At 64.7% G+C, this 16,189-nt stretch carries 13 protein-coding genes; 10 read left to right on the top strand and 3 right to left on the bottom strand.

The window, feature by feature from the left end; genetic code table 11:
• Nucleotides 1-6 precede the first annotated feature (6 nt).
• Complete coding sequence (locus FNL56_RS19280) at nt 7-1,419, top strand: mannose-1-phosphate guanylyltransferase/mannose-6-phosphate isomerase (RefSeq protein ID WP_143574593.1); 1,413 nt, start codon at nt 7-9, stop codon at nt 1,417-1,419.
• A 35-nt stretch (nt 1,420-1,454) separates the two neighbouring features.
• On the opposite strand, the gene galE is transcribed toward FNL56_RS19280, so the two are convergent.
• Nucleotides 1,455-2,465 carry a UDP-glucose 4-epimerase GalE gene (gene galE / locus FNL56_RS19275; RefSeq protein WP_143574592.1) on the bottom strand — a complete coding sequence of 337 codons (1,011 nt, stop codon included), beginning with the start codon at nt 2,463-2,465 and terminating at the stop codon, nt 1,455-1,457.
• A 279-nt stretch (nt 2,466-2,744) separates the two neighbouring features.
• Here galE and FNL56_RS19270 point away from each other — a divergent pair, with 279 nt between their 5' ends.
• From FNL56_RS19270 to FNL56_RS19250, 5 genes are all read left to right on the top strand, one after another.
• Complete coding sequence (locus tag FNL56_RS19270; RefSeq protein ID WP_143574591.1) at nt 2,745-3,776, top strand: Gfo/Idh/MocA family protein; 1,032 nt, start codon at nt 2,745-2,747, stop codon at nt 3,774-3,776.
• Nucleotides 3,777-3,834: 58 nt separating this feature from the next.
• Nucleotides 3,835-4,983 carry a DegT/DnrJ/EryC1/StrS family aminotransferase gene (locus tag FNL56_RS19265; RefSeq protein ID WP_143574590.1) on the top strand — a complete coding sequence of 383 codons (1,149 nt, stop codon included), beginning with the start codon at nt 3,835-3,837 and terminating at the stop codon, nt 4,981-4,983.
• A gap of 130 nt (nt 4,984-5,113) precedes the next feature.
• The gene (gene murJ / locus FNL56_RS19260) at nt 5,114-6,643 is read left to right on the top strand and encodes a murein biosynthesis integral membrane protein MurJ (RefSeq protein WP_143574589.1); all 1,530 of its coding nucleotides are present in this window, start codon (nt 5,114-5,116) and stop codon (nt 6,641-6,643) included.
• Nucleotides 6,644-6,709: 66 nt separating this feature from the next.
• The gene (locus tag FNL56_RS19255) at nt 6,710-9,007 is read left to right on the top strand and encodes a xanthine dehydrogenase family protein molybdopterin-binding subunit (protein ID WP_143578124.1); all 2,298 of its coding nucleotides are present in this window, start codon (nt 6,710-6,712) and stop codon (nt 9,005-9,007) included.
• 87 nt (nt 9,008-9,094) lie between these two features.
• On the top strand, nt 9,095-9,541 hold the full coding sequence (locus FNL56_RS19250; RefSeq protein ID WP_143578123.1) for a c-type cytochrome: 447 nt from the start codon (nt 9,095-9,097) through the stop codon (nt 9,539-9,541).
• Between the two features lie 199 nt (nt 9,542-9,740).
• On the opposite strand, the gene FNL56_RS19245 is transcribed toward FNL56_RS19250, so the two are convergent.
• Complete coding sequence (locus tag FNL56_RS19245) at nt 9,741-10,142, bottom strand: CHRD domain-containing protein (protein ID WP_246661015.1); 402 nt, start codon at nt 10,140-10,142, stop codon at nt 9,741-9,743.
• Between the two features lie 165 nt (nt 10,143-10,307).
• Between FNL56_RS19245 and FNL56_RS19240 the strand changes: the two genes are divergently transcribed.
• The 3 genes from FNL56_RS19240 to FNL56_RS19230 all read left to right on the top strand — a co-directional run bounded on the left by FNL56_RS19240 (nt 10,308) and on the right by FNL56_RS19230 (nt 14,045).
• A complete protein-coding gene (locus FNL56_RS19240) occupies nt 10,308-11,228 on the top strand; it encodes a c-type cytochrome (protein WP_143574585.1) in 921 nt (306 codons plus the stop codon).
• Between the two features lie 169 nt (nt 11,229-11,397).
• The gene (locus FNL56_RS19235; protein ID WP_143574584.1) at nt 11,398-12,387 is read left to right on the top strand and encodes a DMT family transporter; all 990 of its coding nucleotides are present in this window, start codon (nt 11,398-11,400) and stop codon (nt 12,385-12,387) included.
• A 227-nt stretch (nt 12,388-12,614) separates the two neighbouring features.
• The gene (locus FNL56_RS19230) at nt 12,615-14,045 is read left to right on the top strand and encodes an aldehyde dehydrogenase family protein (protein ID WP_143574583.1); all 1,431 of its coding nucleotides are present in this window, start codon (nt 12,615-12,617) and stop codon (nt 14,043-14,045) included.
• A gap of 244 nt (nt 14,046-14,289) precedes the next feature.
• Here the strand turns inward: FNL56_RS19230 and FNL56_RS19225 are convergent, their stop codons facing one another.
• A complete protein-coding gene (locus tag FNL56_RS19225) occupies nt 14,290-15,255 on the bottom strand; it encodes an SMP-30/gluconolactonase/LRE family protein (protein WP_143574582.1) in 966 nt (321 codons plus the stop codon).
• 113 nt (nt 15,256-15,368) lie between these two features.
• Here FNL56_RS19225 and FNL56_RS19220 point away from each other — a divergent pair, with 113 nt between their 5' ends.
• The gene (locus FNL56_RS19220; RefSeq protein WP_143574581.1) at nt 15,369-16,184 is read left to right on the top strand and encodes an NAD-dependent epimerase/dehydratase family protein; all 816 of its coding nucleotides are present in this window, start codon (nt 15,369-15,371) and stop codon (nt 16,182-16,184) included.
• Nucleotides 16,185-16,189 lie beyond the last annotated feature (5 nt).

The following is a 16,189-nucleotide window of genomic DNA, read 5'->3' as shown; positions in this document are numbered from 1 at the left end:
CAGGCCATGAACAAGCGTATCATTCCGTTAATCATGTGCGGCGGCGCCGGCACGCGGTTGTGGCCGTCGTCGCGCGAGGGCCGGCCGAAGCAGTTTCTGCCGCTGTTCGGGCCGCGCTCGACCTTCCAGGACACCATGCGGCGGGTCTCGGACGCGGAGCTGTTCGAGCGGCCGATCGTCATCACCAGCGCCGCCTATCGTTTCATGGTGCGCGAGCAGCTCGCCGAGATCGGGCTGGAGGCCGACGTGCTGCTGGAGCCGATGCGGCGCGATTCCGGTCCGGCGATCGCGGCGGGTGCCGCCTTCGCGCAGACCCGCGACGAGCAGGCTGTGGTGCTGGCGCTGGCCGCCGACCACGTCGTCAAGGATACGCCCGCTTTCGTCGCGGCCTGCCGGCAGGGGCTCGCCGTGGCAGACGAGGGTCATATCGTGACCTTCGGCGTCAAGCCGGAACGGCCCGCCACCGAATACGGCTATATCAGCCCCGGCGCGGCGATCGCCGGCGAGGTCCACAAGGTCGCAAAATTCGTCGAGAAGCCGGATCTGGCGACCGCGACAGAATACATCGCCAGTGGCTATCTGTGGAACAGCGGCAACTTCATGTTTCGCGCCGCGATGCTGCTGGAGGAATACGCCCGCGTCGATGCCGACAGCGTGCAGACAATTACTGAGGCGGTCGCCCGGGCCGGCCGCGATCTCGGCTTCGTCACGCTGGACAATGAGGCGTTCGGCCGAGCCCGGTCGATCTCGATCGACTATGCCGTGATGGAAAAGACGAAGCACGCCGCCGTGGTCCCGGTGTCCTGCGGCTGGTCGGATGTCGGCTCGTGGCTGGCGGTATGGGAATTGTCCGACAAGGACGGCTCGGGCAATGCTGCGCAGGGCACCGCGGTGTTCGAGGATTCGCGCAACTGCAACGTGGCGACCGACGGCGTCGTGGTGGCACTGGAGGGGGTCGATGACCTCGTCGTGGTGGCGACGCAGGATGCCGTGCTGGTATCGCGGCAGAAGGACGCCAACGGCCTGAAGCGGCTGGTGGCCAAGCTGAAGCTCACGGCGCCCAAGGTCACCGAGGATCACCTCAAGGTGCATCGTCCCTGGGGCTCGATCCAGGCGCTGGAAGACGGCGAGCGCTATCAGGTGAAGCGCCTCGTCGTGCGCCCCGGCGAACGATTGTCGCTGCAGATGCACCACCACCGCTCCGAGCACTGGATCGTGGTCCGCGGCACGGCAAAGGTGACGCTCAACGACGCCGAGAAGATCGTGCACGAAAACGAGTCGATCTATATCCCGCTCGGCGCCACGCACCGTCTGGAAAACCCCGGCAAGATCCAGCTCGAGCTGATCGAGGTGCAGACCGGCAGCTATCTCGGCGAGGACGACATTGTGCGTATCGAGGACGACTACAAGCGGGTCTAGTTAGGCGTGGCTGGCAGCAACGGCCGGCAGCCACGTCAGGCGCGATAGCCTTCCGGATTGGTGCGTTGCCAGTTCCAGGCATCGCGGCACATGTCGTCCAGACCGCGCGTGGCCTGCCAGCCCAGAACGTCGGACGCCAGCTTTGGACAGGCGTGATAGCTGGCGATGTCGCCCTCGCGCCGCGGCGCGAACTCCACCGGAATTGCGCGCCCGCTCGCTTTGGCGAAGGCTTCGACCATCTCGAGAACGCTGCTGCCGCGGCCGGTGCCGAGATTGAGTCGGACGAGCTCCTGCGTCTCGAGGCACTGCAGCGCCTGCAAATGTCCTGTTGCCAGGTCCATGACATGGACGTAATCGCGGATGCCGGTGCCGTCCGGCGTGTCGTAGTCGTTTCCGAATATCTTGAGCGACGGGCGGCGCCCGACCGCGACCTGCGCAATGAACGGCATCAAATTGTTGGGCACGCCATTTGGATCTTCGCCGATCAGGCCGCTCTCATGGGCGCCGACCGGATTGAAATAGCGCAGGATTGCGACCCGCAGCGCCGCGGAAGAAGCGGCGATGTCGCCCAACATGTCCTCGGCCATTTTCTTCGTTCGGCCATACGTGTTGAACGGCGCGAGCGGGTGGTCTTCCTGCAGCGGCAGCGATTGCGGTTCGCCGTACACCGTCGCGGATGAGGAAAACACCAGGTTGCGGACATTGGCGATCCGCATGGCTTCGACAAGATGCAAGGTACCGGCGACATTGGTGTCGTAATACAGCGCCGGCTGGCTCGCCGACTCGGCAACCGATTTCAGGCCGGCAAAGTGAATGACGGCGTAACAGCGATGGCCGGTCAGTGCGGCGACCAGCGCCTCGCGGTCCCGCACGTCGCCGGTCACCAGCGCCGGCGTGACGCCGGTGATGCGCCGGATCCGGTTCAGGACCTCGGGATGGCTGTTGCAGAAATTGTCGTAAATGACGACGGCATGGCCATGCCGGATCAATTCCACGCAGGTGTGCGATCCGATGAAACCGGCTCCGCCTGTGATCATCACGGTCATCGCTGCAGTCTAGAGCAAGCCGTCCTCATTGGTACAATTTGAGGATTTTAACCTTACTGTTTGCGGGGCTGAGCTGGTTGTTAGGGGAGCGTCTGCGTGGCTGGCCTCCATTCGGATGGCGGGATCCGCCTGCATCAGCGCGCCGCCAGCAGCCGTTTCTCCCTGTAATTCTTTGAATCAAAACGTGTTTGGATGATTGACGGGCACCATCGCCACATTTGTGGCACCATGCTAGGAGATCCCGTGCGCCGAAGGGCGCTTCTGTTCGGGGTTTGAGCGATGGTTTCCAAGATCGGCGACAAGTTAACGGCTGCGGGTTCACATGGCCTCGATGCGGACCGCGTGCTGCGTGTCGGCGTCGTCGGTGCCGGCGTGATGGGCACCAACCACGGCCGCGTCATGGCCGGGTTGCCGGGCATCGAGCTGGTCGGCATCGTCGATCCCCTTGCCGAGCATCGCGCCCGCGCCGCCAAGATGATCGGCTGCCCGACCTTCACGGATCTCGATCAACTGCTCGAGGCCGGCGTCGATGCGGTGACGATCGCCGCGCCGACCCATCTGCACCATCAGGTGGCGCTGGCCTGCATCGCCCGCGGTATTCATGTGCTGGTCGAAAAGCCGATTGCCTCCACCGTGGCCGAGGGCCGTGAAATCGTCGAGGCCGCCCGCCAGGCCGGCGTGACGTTGATGGTCGGCCATGTCGAGCGCTTCAATCCCGCGGTCGCCGCCGTCAAGCAGGCGATCAAGGGCGAGGACATTCTGTCGATTGCGATTACCCGCGTCGGACCGTTTCCGCCGCGGATGTCGGACGTCGGCGTCGTCATCGATCTTGCCGTGCATGACATCGACCTGATCCGCTGGTTCACCGAATCCGACATCGTCGATGTGCAGTCGCAGCTTGCCTCCGCCATCGCCGAGCGCGAGGACATTGCGCTGCTGCAGTTCCGCACCGAGTCCGGCGTGCTGGCGCATATCAACACCAACTGGCTGACGCCATTCAAGGCGCGCACCGTCACCGTGGCGACGCGCGGCAAATATGTCATGGGCGATCTCCTGACCCGTCAGGTTACCGAATGCTTCGGCTTCCAGACCGATGGCTCCTACTCGATGCGGCATCTGCCGGTCGCACAGGACGAGCCGCTGCGTGCCGAATTGACGGCGTTCCTCGGCGCCATCCGTACCGGTGGCGTGCCCGCCGTGACCGGCGAAGAGGGCGTCGCCTCGCTCGAAATCGCGATCCAGTGCCTGGACGCGCCTAAGAAGCCCGCCGCCACCGCGGCCCGCCCGGCGCCTCGCAAGGTCGTCGGCTAGCCATCCCGTCCGGCGCGCCCGCGCGCCGCTGTCCACCGTAAATTTCTGCAGGCCTCCCATGAACCAGCATACCCGCGTCACTCCCGTCCCGTTCATCGACATCGGCGCGCAGCGCCGCCGGCTTGGCCCGGCGATCGACGAGGCGGTGGGTCGCGTCCTGACGCATTGCCAGTTCATCGGCGGCCCGGAAGTCACCCAGCTCGAAGCTGCACTCGCCGCCTATAGCGGCGCCAAGCATGTGATCAGCTGCGCCAGCGGCACCGATGCGCTCTTGATGGTGCTGATGGCCAAGGGGGTGGGCCCCGGCGACGCGGTGTTGTGCCCGTCCTTCACCTATTGCGCCACCGGCGAGGCCGTGGCGCTGACCGGCGCGACGCCGGTCTTCGTCGATGTCGACGAGGCTACCTACAATATCGACATCGCCTCGCTGAAGCGCGCCGTCGTCACCGCCAGACAGCTCGGCCTTAAGCCCAGGGCAATCATTCCCGTCGATCTGTTCGGCCAGCCTGCCGATCACGATGCCGTCGCAGATGTCGCCCGGGCAGAGGGCCTGTTCGTGCTCGACGATGCCGCGCAGGCATTCGGCGCGACCTACAAGGGCAAACGCCTCGGCACGGCGGCGCTCGCCACCGCCACCAGCTTCTTTCCTGCCAAGCCGCTCGGTTGCTATGGCGATGGCGGCGCCATCTTAACCGATGACGATCAGCTGGCCGACGTCCTGCGCAGCATCCGCGTGCACGGTCAGGGCACCGACAAATACGACAATGTCCGCCTCGGCCTCACCGGTCGCCTCGACACCATCCAGGCCGCGGTGCTGCTGGAGAAGCTGAAAATCTTCGACGACGAGATCGCCGCGCGCAACAAGGTGGCCGAGCGCTACGCCCGCAGCCTCGGCAACATCGTCACCGTGCCCCGCGTCACCGAAGGCAACACCTCGATCTGGGCCTGCTACACCATCCGCCTGCCGAAGGGCACCGACCGTGCCGCCTTCGCCGCCGCGCTGCAGGCGCAGGGCGTGCCGTCCGCGATCTATTACGTGAAATCCGTGCACATGCAGACCGCCTATGCCGGCTATCCGGTCGCCGACGGCGGCCTGCCGGTCTGCGAGGCACTGTCGTCGGACGTCATCAGCTTGCCGGTGCACGCCTATCTCGACGAGCCGACCCAGGAGCGGGTCATCAAGGCCGTGCGCGACGCGCTGGCGTAACGCGACCGAGCGTCGCTGCGAGAGTCCCCACCCCGGCCCTCTCCCGCTTGCGGGGGAGGGCCGGGGTGGGGGCCGCCACATACTCAGCAAATTCATTTGGCCTCCGCGCCGCATGCTGTAGAAGCGGCTGATGCTCGGACGTATTTTCACCGTTGGCGGATACACGCTGCTGTCGCGGATCACCGGATTCGCGCGCGATATCCTGCTTGCGGCGATCCTCGGCGCCGGCCCCGTCGCCGACGCCTTCTTCGTGGCGCTGCGGCTGCCGAATCATTTTCGCGCGATCTTTGCCGAAGGCGCCTTCAACGCCGCCTTCGTGCCTGCCTATGCCCACGTCCATGGTGAAGGCGGCCCGGCTTCGGCGCGGTTGTTTGCCAACCGCATCTTCACGTTGCTGTTCGTCTCGCAGGTCGTGCTCCTCGCGATCGCACTGGCATTCATGCCGCAGGCGATGAGCCTTCTCGCGCCGGGCTTTTCCGACGAGCCCGAGCAGCGACGGCTGGCGATCGAACTGACGCGCATCACTTTTCCCTATCTGCTCCTGATCACTTTGGTGACGCTGTATGGCGGCATGCTCAACGTCGTGAACCGCTTCGCCAGTGCCGCCGCCGCCTCGATCTTCCTCAACATTTCGATGATGGCCACGCTGGCGCTCGCCGTGTTCTTTCCGACCGCCGGTCATGCCGCCGCGTGGGGCGTGCTGATCTCCGGCTTTCTGCAGTATTTTCTGCTGGCCGGCGATCTCTCCCGCCATGGCGGCCTGCCGCGCTTCGCACCATTGCGGCTCGATGAAGACGTCCGTGCCTTCTTCCGCGCGCTGGGACCTGCGACCCTGGGCTCGATGGGCACGCAGGTGGCGCTGTTCGCCGACACCATCATCGCCACCTTTCTGCCGGTCGGTGCGCTGTCAGCGCTGTATTATGCCGACCGCCTCAACCAGTTGCCGATCGGCGTGATCGGCATCGCGATCGGCACCGTGCTGCTGCCGGAAATGTCGCGGCGGATCACCTCCGGCGATCATGCCGGTGCGATGGCCTCGCAGCGCCGCGCCTTCGAATTCACGCTGTTGTTCTCGGTGCCGTTCGTCGCCGCCTTCCTGGTGGTGCCCGACGTGATCATGCGGGCGATGTTCGCCCGCGGCGCCTTCACCAAGGCCGATGCGGTGGCGGCCGGCGCCACGCTGGCGGCCTATGCGATTGCGCTGATCCCGTTCGTGCTGATCCGCAGCGCGGTGGCAACGTTCTATGCCCGCAAGGATACCGCGACGCCGGTGAAGGCGTCGCTGACCGGCATTGCCGTCAACGTGCTGTTGAAGATCCTGCTGATGGGATCGCTGGCGCAGGTCGGGCTGGCGCTGGCCACCGCGGTCGGGGCTTGGGTCAACCTGCTGCTGGTGATCGGCTTTGCGGTCCGCGCCGGCTATCTCGAGTTCGATCGCGGCTTCATTGTGTCGCTGGTCAAATTCCTGCTGATCGGCCTCGCGCTGGCGGCTGCGCTGTGGGGGGCCGCGCGATATGCCGCGCTGCAACTCGCTTCCTGGACGACGTTGCGCGACGAGGCGGCGCTCGGCGTGTTGATCACCGTCGCCGTGGTCGTCTATGCCACGCTGGTGCTGCTGCTTTTCGGTCGCAAATGGCTACGGTCGCTGGTGCGAAGCTAGGCCGCAATTGCGCTATGCTGATTTCGGCTGCACAATAGAACAAATCTAAGTGCAGTCGGAGGAAGTATGGCTCCCATCAAGTTCGGCGTCGGCCAAAGCGTGTTGCGCAAGGAAGACGATGCGCTGATCCGCGGCCATGGCCGCTACACCGACGACCATGCGCCGCAGACCCTGCATGCCTTGATGCTGCGCTCGCCGCACGCGCACGCAAGCTTTACGCTCGACGCCACGCGCGCCCGCGCGCTACCCGGCGTCGCCGCGATCCTCACGGCCGACGACGTCAAGGATCTGGGCGGATTGCCGTGCCTGTTCAATCTGCCGGACACGCCCTTCACCGGCCCGGACTATCCGATCCTCGCCGCCCGGGAAGTGCGCCATGTCGGCGACGCCGTGGCCTTTGTGGTCGCCGATACCATCGATCAGGCGCGCGACGCCGTCGAGGCGATCGAGGTCGATTGGACGCCGCTGCCGTCGGTCAACGGTCTCGCCCATGCCGTGAAGAAGGATGCGCCGCAGGTATGGAAAAAACATCCCGGCAATGTGCTGTTCGACGTGCCGATCGGCGACAAGAAGGCCGTCGATGCGGTGTTCGCCAAGGCGCCGCTCACGGCCGAGGTCAGGATCGTCAATCCGCGCGTGATCATCAACTACATGGAGACCCGCGCCGCGGTCTGCGAATATGACGCCAAACGCGATCACATGACGCTGACGATCGGCAGCCAGGGCAGCCATCGGCTGCGCGACATCCTGTGCGATAACATCCTCAAGATCCCGCATGACAAGATGCGGGTGATATGTCCGGATGTCGGCGGCGGTTTCGGCACGCGGCTGTTTCCGTACCGCGAATATGCGCTGGTGGCGGTGGCGGCAAAGAAGCTGCGCAAGAACGTCAAATGGGCCGCGGACCGTGCCGATCATTTCGTCGGCGACGCGCAGGGCCGCGACAACGTCACTTATGCCCGCATGGCGCTGTCCGAGGACGGCAAATTCCTGGCGATGGATGTCGATCTGATGGCCGACATGGGCGCCTATCTCTCGACCTTCGGGCCCTACATCCCGCATGGCGGCGCCGGCATGCTGCCGGGGCTCTATGACATCCAGAAATTCCACTGCCGGGTTCGCACCGTGTTCACCCATTCGGTGCCGGTGGACGCCTATCGCGGCGCCGGGCGGCCCGAGGCGGCCTATGTGGTCGAGCGTCTGGTCGATGCCTGCGCGCGCAAATTGGGCATGACGCCGGATGCGATCCGCCGCAAGAATTTCATTTCGCCCAAGGCGATGCCGTACACGACCGCCACGGGCAAGGTCTACGACTCCGGCGACTTCACCGCGCATATGAAGCGGGCGATGGACGTCGCCAACTGGAAAGAGTTTCCGAAGCGCGCCAAGGCGGCGAAGAAGCTCGGCCTGGTGCGCGGCATCGGCATGGCGACCTATGTTGAGGTCTGCGGCACGATGGGCGACGAGACCGCCAATGTCGCGCTCGACCAAAGCGGTGACATCACCATCCTGATCGGCACGCAATCGACCGGGCAGGGACATCACACCGCTTATGCGCAGATCGTCGCCGAACAATTCGGCGTGCCCCCCGACCGCGTCCATATCATTCAGGGCGATACCGCCAAGGTGGCCACCGGCCTCGGCACCGGCGGCTCGGCCTCGATCCCGACCGGCGGCGTCAGCGTGCAGCGCGCCACGCGCAAACTCGGCGACTATCTCAAGGAACTGGCCGCCGACGTGCTGGAGACCAGCCTCGGGGATATCGAAATTTCCGACGGCACCGCCCGCGTCGCCGGCACCGACCGCGCGATCAGCTTCACCGACCTCGCCAAAAAGGCCGACCCGTCGAAGCTCAATGCCTCCGAAACCTTTTCCAGCGCCGACGGCACCTTTCCGAACGGCACCCATCTGGTCGAGGTCAAGATCGATCCCGCGACTGGCAAGATTGCCATCGTCAATTACGTGATCGTCGATGATTTCGGCGTCACGCTGAACCCTCTGCTCTTGGCCGGGCAGGTTCACGGCGGCACCATGCAGGGGATCGGCCAGGCGCTGATGGAGCAGGCGGTCTATGATCCGAACGACGGGCAGCTGGTCACCGGCAGCTTCATGGATTATGCCCTGCCGCGTGCGGCGGATGGCGCCTCGATCTCGTTCGAGACGCACAACATTCCCTGCACCACCAATCCGCTGGGCGTAAAGGGGGCCGGCGAGGCCGGCGCGATCGGCTCCTGTCCCGCGGTGATGAACGCCATCATCGAGGGCCTGCACCGCGAATACGGCATCTCCCATATCGACATGCCCGCCACGCCGGAACGTGTCTGGATGGCGATCCGCGAGCACGACCGGCTGCATAATCTTTGAAAAGCTCGCCGGGAATAGACGCCCGGCGGCGGTGTTTGGTTGTCAGTTGCGCCTTCGTCTTAATCGAATTCCAATGGGGATAAACGCATGAAACGCTCGATCATCGTTCTCGGGGCTATGTTGCTGGGTGCCAGCGCCGTCATGGCGCAGCAGGATATCGTCAAGGATCGTCAGGCCACGATGAAGGCCAACGGCCGCGCGCTCGGCGGCACGCTCAGCGCCATGGCCAAGGGCGACAAGCCCTACGACCAGGCCGCGGTCGACGCCGCGCTCGTCGTGCTGGACGATACCGCCAAGAAGCTCCCGGCGCTGTTTCCGGAAAGCACCAAGGGCATGAAGGCGGAAGGCGACTACAGCACCTCGCCGAAGCTGTGGGAAGACAAGGCCGGCTTCGACGCCAAGGTCGCGAGCTTCACCAAGGTCGTCACCGAAGCCAAGGCCAAGATCAAGGATCTCGACAGCCTGAAGGCGAATGTCGGCGGCATCGGCAAGGAATGCGGCAGCTGCCACGAGGCGTTCCGGCTGAAGATCTGAGACCGATCTCCATAGACAGACAAACGCAACTGTCGTCCCGGACAAGTTCGCGTTAGCGAACGCAAATCCGGGACCCATGCCCTCCGAAGTCATTCGGCAACAACAGTTTAGTCTCTCTGCTCTCAATCGATGAGATGAAGGCTATGCATCCCGGCTTGCGCTCACAAGCTCGCTTGCCGGGATGACATAGTTATTACTGTTACTTCGTCACCTGGCCGCGGATCTCGCCGCCTTTGTTGGCCTCGGTGTGCACGTTGACGTAGTACTTGCCGGCGACGAGGTCGGCGGCCTGTGCGTCTGTCAGCGTCACGCTGCCTTCGCTCGGGCTGGTGGCGGGCGCGATCGGCACCGCGACGCCGGCGTTCTTGCCGGGCTCGGCGGGGCCATGAAAATGCGCCATCGTCGCCGGACCGGTCAGGCCCGAATAGCTCAGCTTCCAGGTCAGCTTCTTGGTGGCCGGGTCGAAATCGATGTCGGCGGTGCCAGTACCGGTGCTGGTATTGGCCGGCACCTCGCTGGCGCTGTTCAGCGTGGCTTTCATTTTGTCGGCAAAGGCCGGTGCGGATATCGCGATGGTCGTCAGCGCGAGCGTGGCGAACATGGTCTTGGCAATGGACATGGTTTTCTCCCTGTAGATGTCGTTATAGGAACGTCCGCCCTTCGGTTTTATTCCCACGATATAAGAGTCGCGGATCACGATTTCGTTCCGCACATCGCCGCCGCGTTCGGCATAATAGGGAATCGTGATCATGGGGGCGGACCGGTCGTGCTGAAACGGATTTTCGCAGTTGCGGCAGCCGCCATCGCGATCGGCCTTGCGCTGTTCTGGTGGCTGACGATTCCCGCCACCGTCGCCGCCAGCGCGCTGGGGTCGTACACGCCGGATCCCGCCAAGGGCCAGGCCGTGTTCTACGCCGGCGGCTGTGCATCGTGTCACGCCACGCCGGCGCAGCCCGACCGGCTGCGGCTCGGCGGCGGCCTGCCGATCGGCTCGCCATTCGGCACCTTTCACGTGCCGAACATTTCGTCGGATCCGCAAGACGGCATAGGGAACTGGAGCGAGGCGCAGTTCGTGACGGCGATGCAGAAGGGCACCTCGCCGGACGGCGCGCACTACTTCCCGGCGTTTCCCTACGCCGCCTATCAGCACGCCAAAGTCGAGGACATCCGCGACCTGTTTGCCTACCTCAAGACATTGGCCCCGGTCGCCGGCCGTGCGCAGCCGCATACCGTTCCGTTCCCGTTCAACATCCGCCGCAATATCGGCGTCTGGAAGCTGCTGTTCCTCGACGCCGATCGCCGGATTGCGGACGCCGCGCGCAGTCCGCAGTGGAACCGGGGCTCCTATCTGGTCAATGCGCTCGGCCACTGCGCGGAGTGCCACAGCCCGCGCAACGCGCTGGGCGGCATCGTCGCGAAGCAGCGCTTTGCCGGCGGTCCCAATACCGAGGGCGAAGGCTGGGTGCCGAACATCACCCAGAAGGGCCTCGCCGACTGGAGCGAGAAGGACATCGCCTACCTCCTGGAAACCGGCCAGACGCCGGAAGGCGACACCGTCGGTGGCTCGATGGCCCCGGTGATCCGCAACACCTCGAAGCTTTCGGCCGAAGATCGCCTGGCGATGGCGACCTACCTGAAGTCGCTGCCGGCCGTGGAAGGGCCGCCCCGGCCGAAGAAGAAGGGGTAGGGCAGAACAGCATCCTTCGAGGCTCGCCAAAGACGGCGAGCGCCTCAGGACGACGGCGCTGGAGCCTGCGCATGGATTCGCCGCGAGCCATGCTGCATCGGTAGTTTTCCCGGCGGCGCTCGCGTGGTTCTGTAGAAATACATTCCACGATCCCCGAATCCCCGATCCCATGAACATCCTCAAGGCCGTGTCGCTGAAGATTGCCAGCACGCTGGCCTTTGCGCTGATGGGCGCGCAGGCCCGCTATCTTGGCTCGACGCTGCCGGTCGGCGAGATCGTGTTCGCCCGCGGCCTGTTCGCGCTGATCCCGATCGTGCTGTTCTTCGGCTGGCGTGGCCAGTTGCGCGGCGCCCTGAAAACCGAACGGCGCAAGGCGCATCTGGTGCGCGGCGCCTTCAGCGTGGTCGGCACGTTCTGCACCTTCGGCGCGCTGGCGCGGCTGCCGATCGCCGACGTCACCGCGATCGCCTTCATCGCGCCGCTGATCACCGTGGTGTTCGCGGCGGTGATCCTGAAGGAGCACGTCCACGCCTATCGCTGGTCGGCAGTCGGCGTCGGCTTCTGCGGCGTGATCCTGATGCTGTCGCCGTATTTCGGCAACCATGCCGCGTTGACGACATCGATGATGATCGGGCTGTCGCTGGCGCTGCTCAATGCCGTGTCGTCCGGCGGCGCGACGATTCAGATCAGGCGCCTGACCGCGACGGAATCCTCCGCCGCGATCGTGATCTTCATGACGCTGACGGTGATGGCGGTATCGCTGCTGACGGCGCCGTTCGGCTGGCGGATGCCAGCCACGGGCCCGGAGATCGGATTGCTAATCGGCATCGGCATCGCCGGCGGGCTTGGCCAGATGCTGTTCACCGAGAGCTATCGCTTCGCCCCGGCCTCGTTCCTGGCACCGTTCGATTACACCGCGATGCTGTGGGCGTTCCTGCTGGGGTTCTGGATGTTCGGCGAGGTGCCGACACCCTACGTCGTCGGTGGCGCGGTGATCGTGGCCGCAGCCGGCATTTTCGTCATCCTGCGCGAGCGCCATCTCGGCCTGAAGCGGCTGCGCGACACGCCGATGTCGCCGATCTCCACGATGGCCGACGACGAAATCGACCCGGACGCGCCGGTGAACCGACCGTTGAAGACGATCCGCGAAGTCGCCTGACGGAATATGCTGCATTGCACCGCGCGATGCGGTCGCAAGCGCCCCTGCGGCATGGCAGAAGCGGGGTTGCCGGGCCTTGCTCCGGCCACGCCGCTGCTTTTATATGCGCCGTCGCGCTCACGCGGCGCCCCGCGTATGGCGGGTCCAATTCGCGCGACGACGGGCAAGGTGCTTGCCCGATGTCACGTGCCTTCCGACGACGCTTCCGACAATCAAAGAGGTTACCAATGGTCAACCGCCTGCAGTTCTACATCGACGGCGCCTGGGTCGACCCCGTCGTCCCGAAGACGACCGATGTCATCAATCCGGCGACCGAAGACGCGCTGTACCAGATTTCGCTGGGCTCCAAGGCCGACGTCGACAAGGCGGTGATCGCCGCGCGTCGTGCTTTCGAGACGTTCTCCGTCACCACCCGCGAGGAGCGCATCGCGCTGTTCGAGAAGATCATCGCTGCCTACAAGGCGCGCATGAAGGACATCGCGGTCGCGGTCTCCGACGAGATGGGCGCGCCGCTGCCGATGGCCGAGAAACTCCAGGCCGGCGCCGGCCTCGGCCATCTGGTCGCCACGCTCGACGTGCTGAAGACCTACAAGTTCGACGAGATGCACAATGCCGCGATGATCACCCGCGAGGCGATCGGCGTCGTCGGCATGATCACGCCGTGGAACTGGCCGCTGAACCAGATCGCCTGCAAGGTCGCGCCCGCACTCGCCGCCGGCTGCACCATGATCCTGAAGCCGTCGGAATTCACCCCGTCCTCGGCGCTGATCTTCGCGGAAATCCTGCATGAAGCGGGCGTGCCGAAGGGCGTGTTCAATGTCATCAACGGCATGGGCACCGACGTCGGCGTGGCAATGTCCGAGCATCCCGACATCGACATGATTTCGTTCACCGGCTCGACCCGCGCCGGCATCGACGTCGCCAAGCGTGCTGCCAACACCGTCAAGCGCGTCAGCCAGGAACTCGGCGGCAAGTCTCCGAACGTGATCCTCGATGGCGCCGACTTCGTGAAGGCCGTCACCGGCGGCGTCGCGCACATGTTCAACAACTCCGGACAGTCCTGCAACGCGCCGTCGCGGATGATCGTGCCGCAGGCCAAGATGAAAGAGATCGCGGCCATCGCCAAGGCGCAGGCCGACAAGACCAAAGCCGGCGATCCCCGTGCCGACGGCACCGTGATCGGCCCGGTGGTCAATCGCGGCCAGTGGGAGAAGATCCAGGGCCTGATCCAGAAGGGCATCGAGGAAGGCGCCACGCTGGTCGCCGGCGGCCCCGGCCTGCCGGAAGGCGTCAACAAGGGTTTTTACGTCCGCCCGACCATTTTTGCGGATGTCACTGAAAACATGACCATCGCGCGCGAGGAGATCTTCGGGCCGGTGCTGGTGATCATGGGCGCCAAGGACGAGTCCGAGGCGCTGCGCATCGCCAACGACACGCCCTATGGTCTGGCCGGCTACGTTTCCGCCGACACCATCGAGCATGCCCGCAGCTTCGGCCGCAAGATCCGCGCCGGCAACGTCAACCTGCAGGGCGCCCCCAACGACCGCACCGCGCCGTTCGGCGGCTACAAGCAGTCCGGCAATGGCCGCGAATGGGGCAAATACGGCCTCGAGGACTTCCTCGAGGTCAAGGCGATTGCCGGCTACGACGCCGCGTAAGCCGAGCCACTAACGAAACGCCGGCGCGGAGCAGTCCACGCCGGCGTTTTTGTTTTTATTCTGCGAGAGAATCTCACCTGTCATCCCGGACAAGTGAGCGAAGCGAACGCAGATCCGGGATCCATACCCTCCGAGCTTGAGGCGAAGAAGCAGGCGGCTGTCACAGCGTCTCATTACGTCGGCACGGCGTATGGGTCGCGGCTCGCGCTCGCAAGGGCTCGCTTGGCCGGGACTACAGCGGAGATCATCCTCCCACCGCCCCCTGGGTGTTGACATAGAGCGCGTAGATCGACTGGCTCGACGCCATGAACAGCCGGTTGCGCTTGAGCCCGCCGAAACACAGATTGGCGCAGCGTTCGGGCAGGCTGATGCGGCCGATCAGATCGCCGTCGGGCGCGAACACGAAGACGCCGTCGAGCTCGGCATTGCCCATGCCCCAGCCGCACCACAAATTGCCATCGATGTCGCAACGCATGCCGTCCGGCGTGCCTGGGCCCGCATCGATCAGCACGCGCTTGTTCGTGATCGTGGTACCGTCCGCGCTGACGTCATAGGCCAGAATCTTGCGGTTCGGCGCGCCGCGAGATTCGACGACGTACAGCAGCTTTTCATCGGGCGAGAAGCACAGCCCGTTGGGGCCGAGCACGTCGTCGGCGACGATGGTCGGCTGCAACGTCTCGCCATCGATCCGATAGACGTTCTGCCCGATCTCGGACGGCGCCTTGTGGCCTTCGTAATCGCTCATCAGGCCGAATGGCGGATCGGTGAACCAGATCGAGCCGTCCGATTTCACCACCACGTCGTTCGGCGAGTTGAGCCGCTTGCCCTCGAAGCGGTCCATCAGCACGGTAATGCTTCCGTCATATTCGGTGCGGATCACGCGGCGGCCGCCGTGCTCGCAATGGATCAGCCGGCCCTGGCGGTCGCGGGTGGCGCCGTTGGCGTAGTCGGAGGGTTTTCGATAGTTGCTGACCGCGCCGGTCTCCTCATCCCACCGGATGATACGGTTGTTGGGAATATCGCTGCAGAGCAGATAGCGGCCATCGCCAACCCATACCGGTCCCTCCGCCCAGCGCAGCCCGGTGGCGATGCGCTCGATGGCGGCGAGCTTGATCCAGTATTTCTCGAAACGCGGATCGACCGCCTGGATTGCGGGGTCGGGATAGTAACTGGCCGGCTGCCAGCCGCGGCACGGTTTTATATCGGACATCATTGGTCCTTCGTTGTCTTTCCTCGCCTGGCGCTTGCTACCATTGGCGTGTTTGCGCGGCAAGCAAGTCTCCGCCATACTTGCCGTAACGTTGCAAGCAACGAGGAACGGGAATGCCAAGGATTTTGATGACGGGCGCGTCGGGCGGCATCGGCACGCGGCTGCGCGAGTTGCTGCCGAAGATCTATCCGGATCTGGTGCTCAGCGACCTCACCGAGCCCGCCAACTTGTCATCTAACGAGACCTTCAAACAGGCCGATCTTGCCGACCTCGCGGCCGTGGAATCAATCTGCGAAGGCGTCGACGGCATCCTGCATTTCGGTGGCTTCTCGGTCGAGGGCCCGTGGGACACCATCCTGCAGGCCAATATCATCGGCACCTATAATCTGTTCGAATCCGCGCGAAGACAGGGTGTCAAGCGCGTGGTGTTCGCATCGTCGAACCACACGATGGGCTTCTATCCGCGCCATAGCCGGATCGGCACCGACGTCACGCCGCGGCCGGACAGCCGCTACGGCGTCAGCAAGGTGTTCGGCGAAGCCGTCGGCGCGCTCTATGCGGACAAGCATGGATTGGGCGTGACCTGCCTGCGGATCGGCAATTTCGGCGATCGACCGCTCGATCAGCGCCGGCTATCGATCTTCCTGACGCCGGAGGATCTGGTGCAGCTGTGCCAGATCGGGCTGGAACATCCCGGTATCCATTTCGAGGTATTTTACGGCGCTTCCTACAATGAGCGGGCCTGGTGGGATAATTCCCGCGCCTATGAATTCGGCTATCGTCCATCCGGCCGCGCCGAAGACTTTCGGGAGCACGCGACGGCGGAGCAGGCGAAGCTGCCCGCCGATCCGGTCGGCGATTTCTATCAGGGCGGGGCGTTCTGCAGCACCGAATTCGACGGCGACGCCAGCCGCGTCTGGAAGCCGTAGGGGGC

Origin of the sequence: Tardiphaga sp. vice304 (assembly GCF_007018905.1) — a bacterium.
Lineage (GTDB): Bacteria > Pseudomonadota > Alphaproteobacteria > Rhizobiales > Xanthobacteraceae > Tardiphaga.
This window is presented reverse-complemented; position numbering and strand designations above follow the sequence as displayed.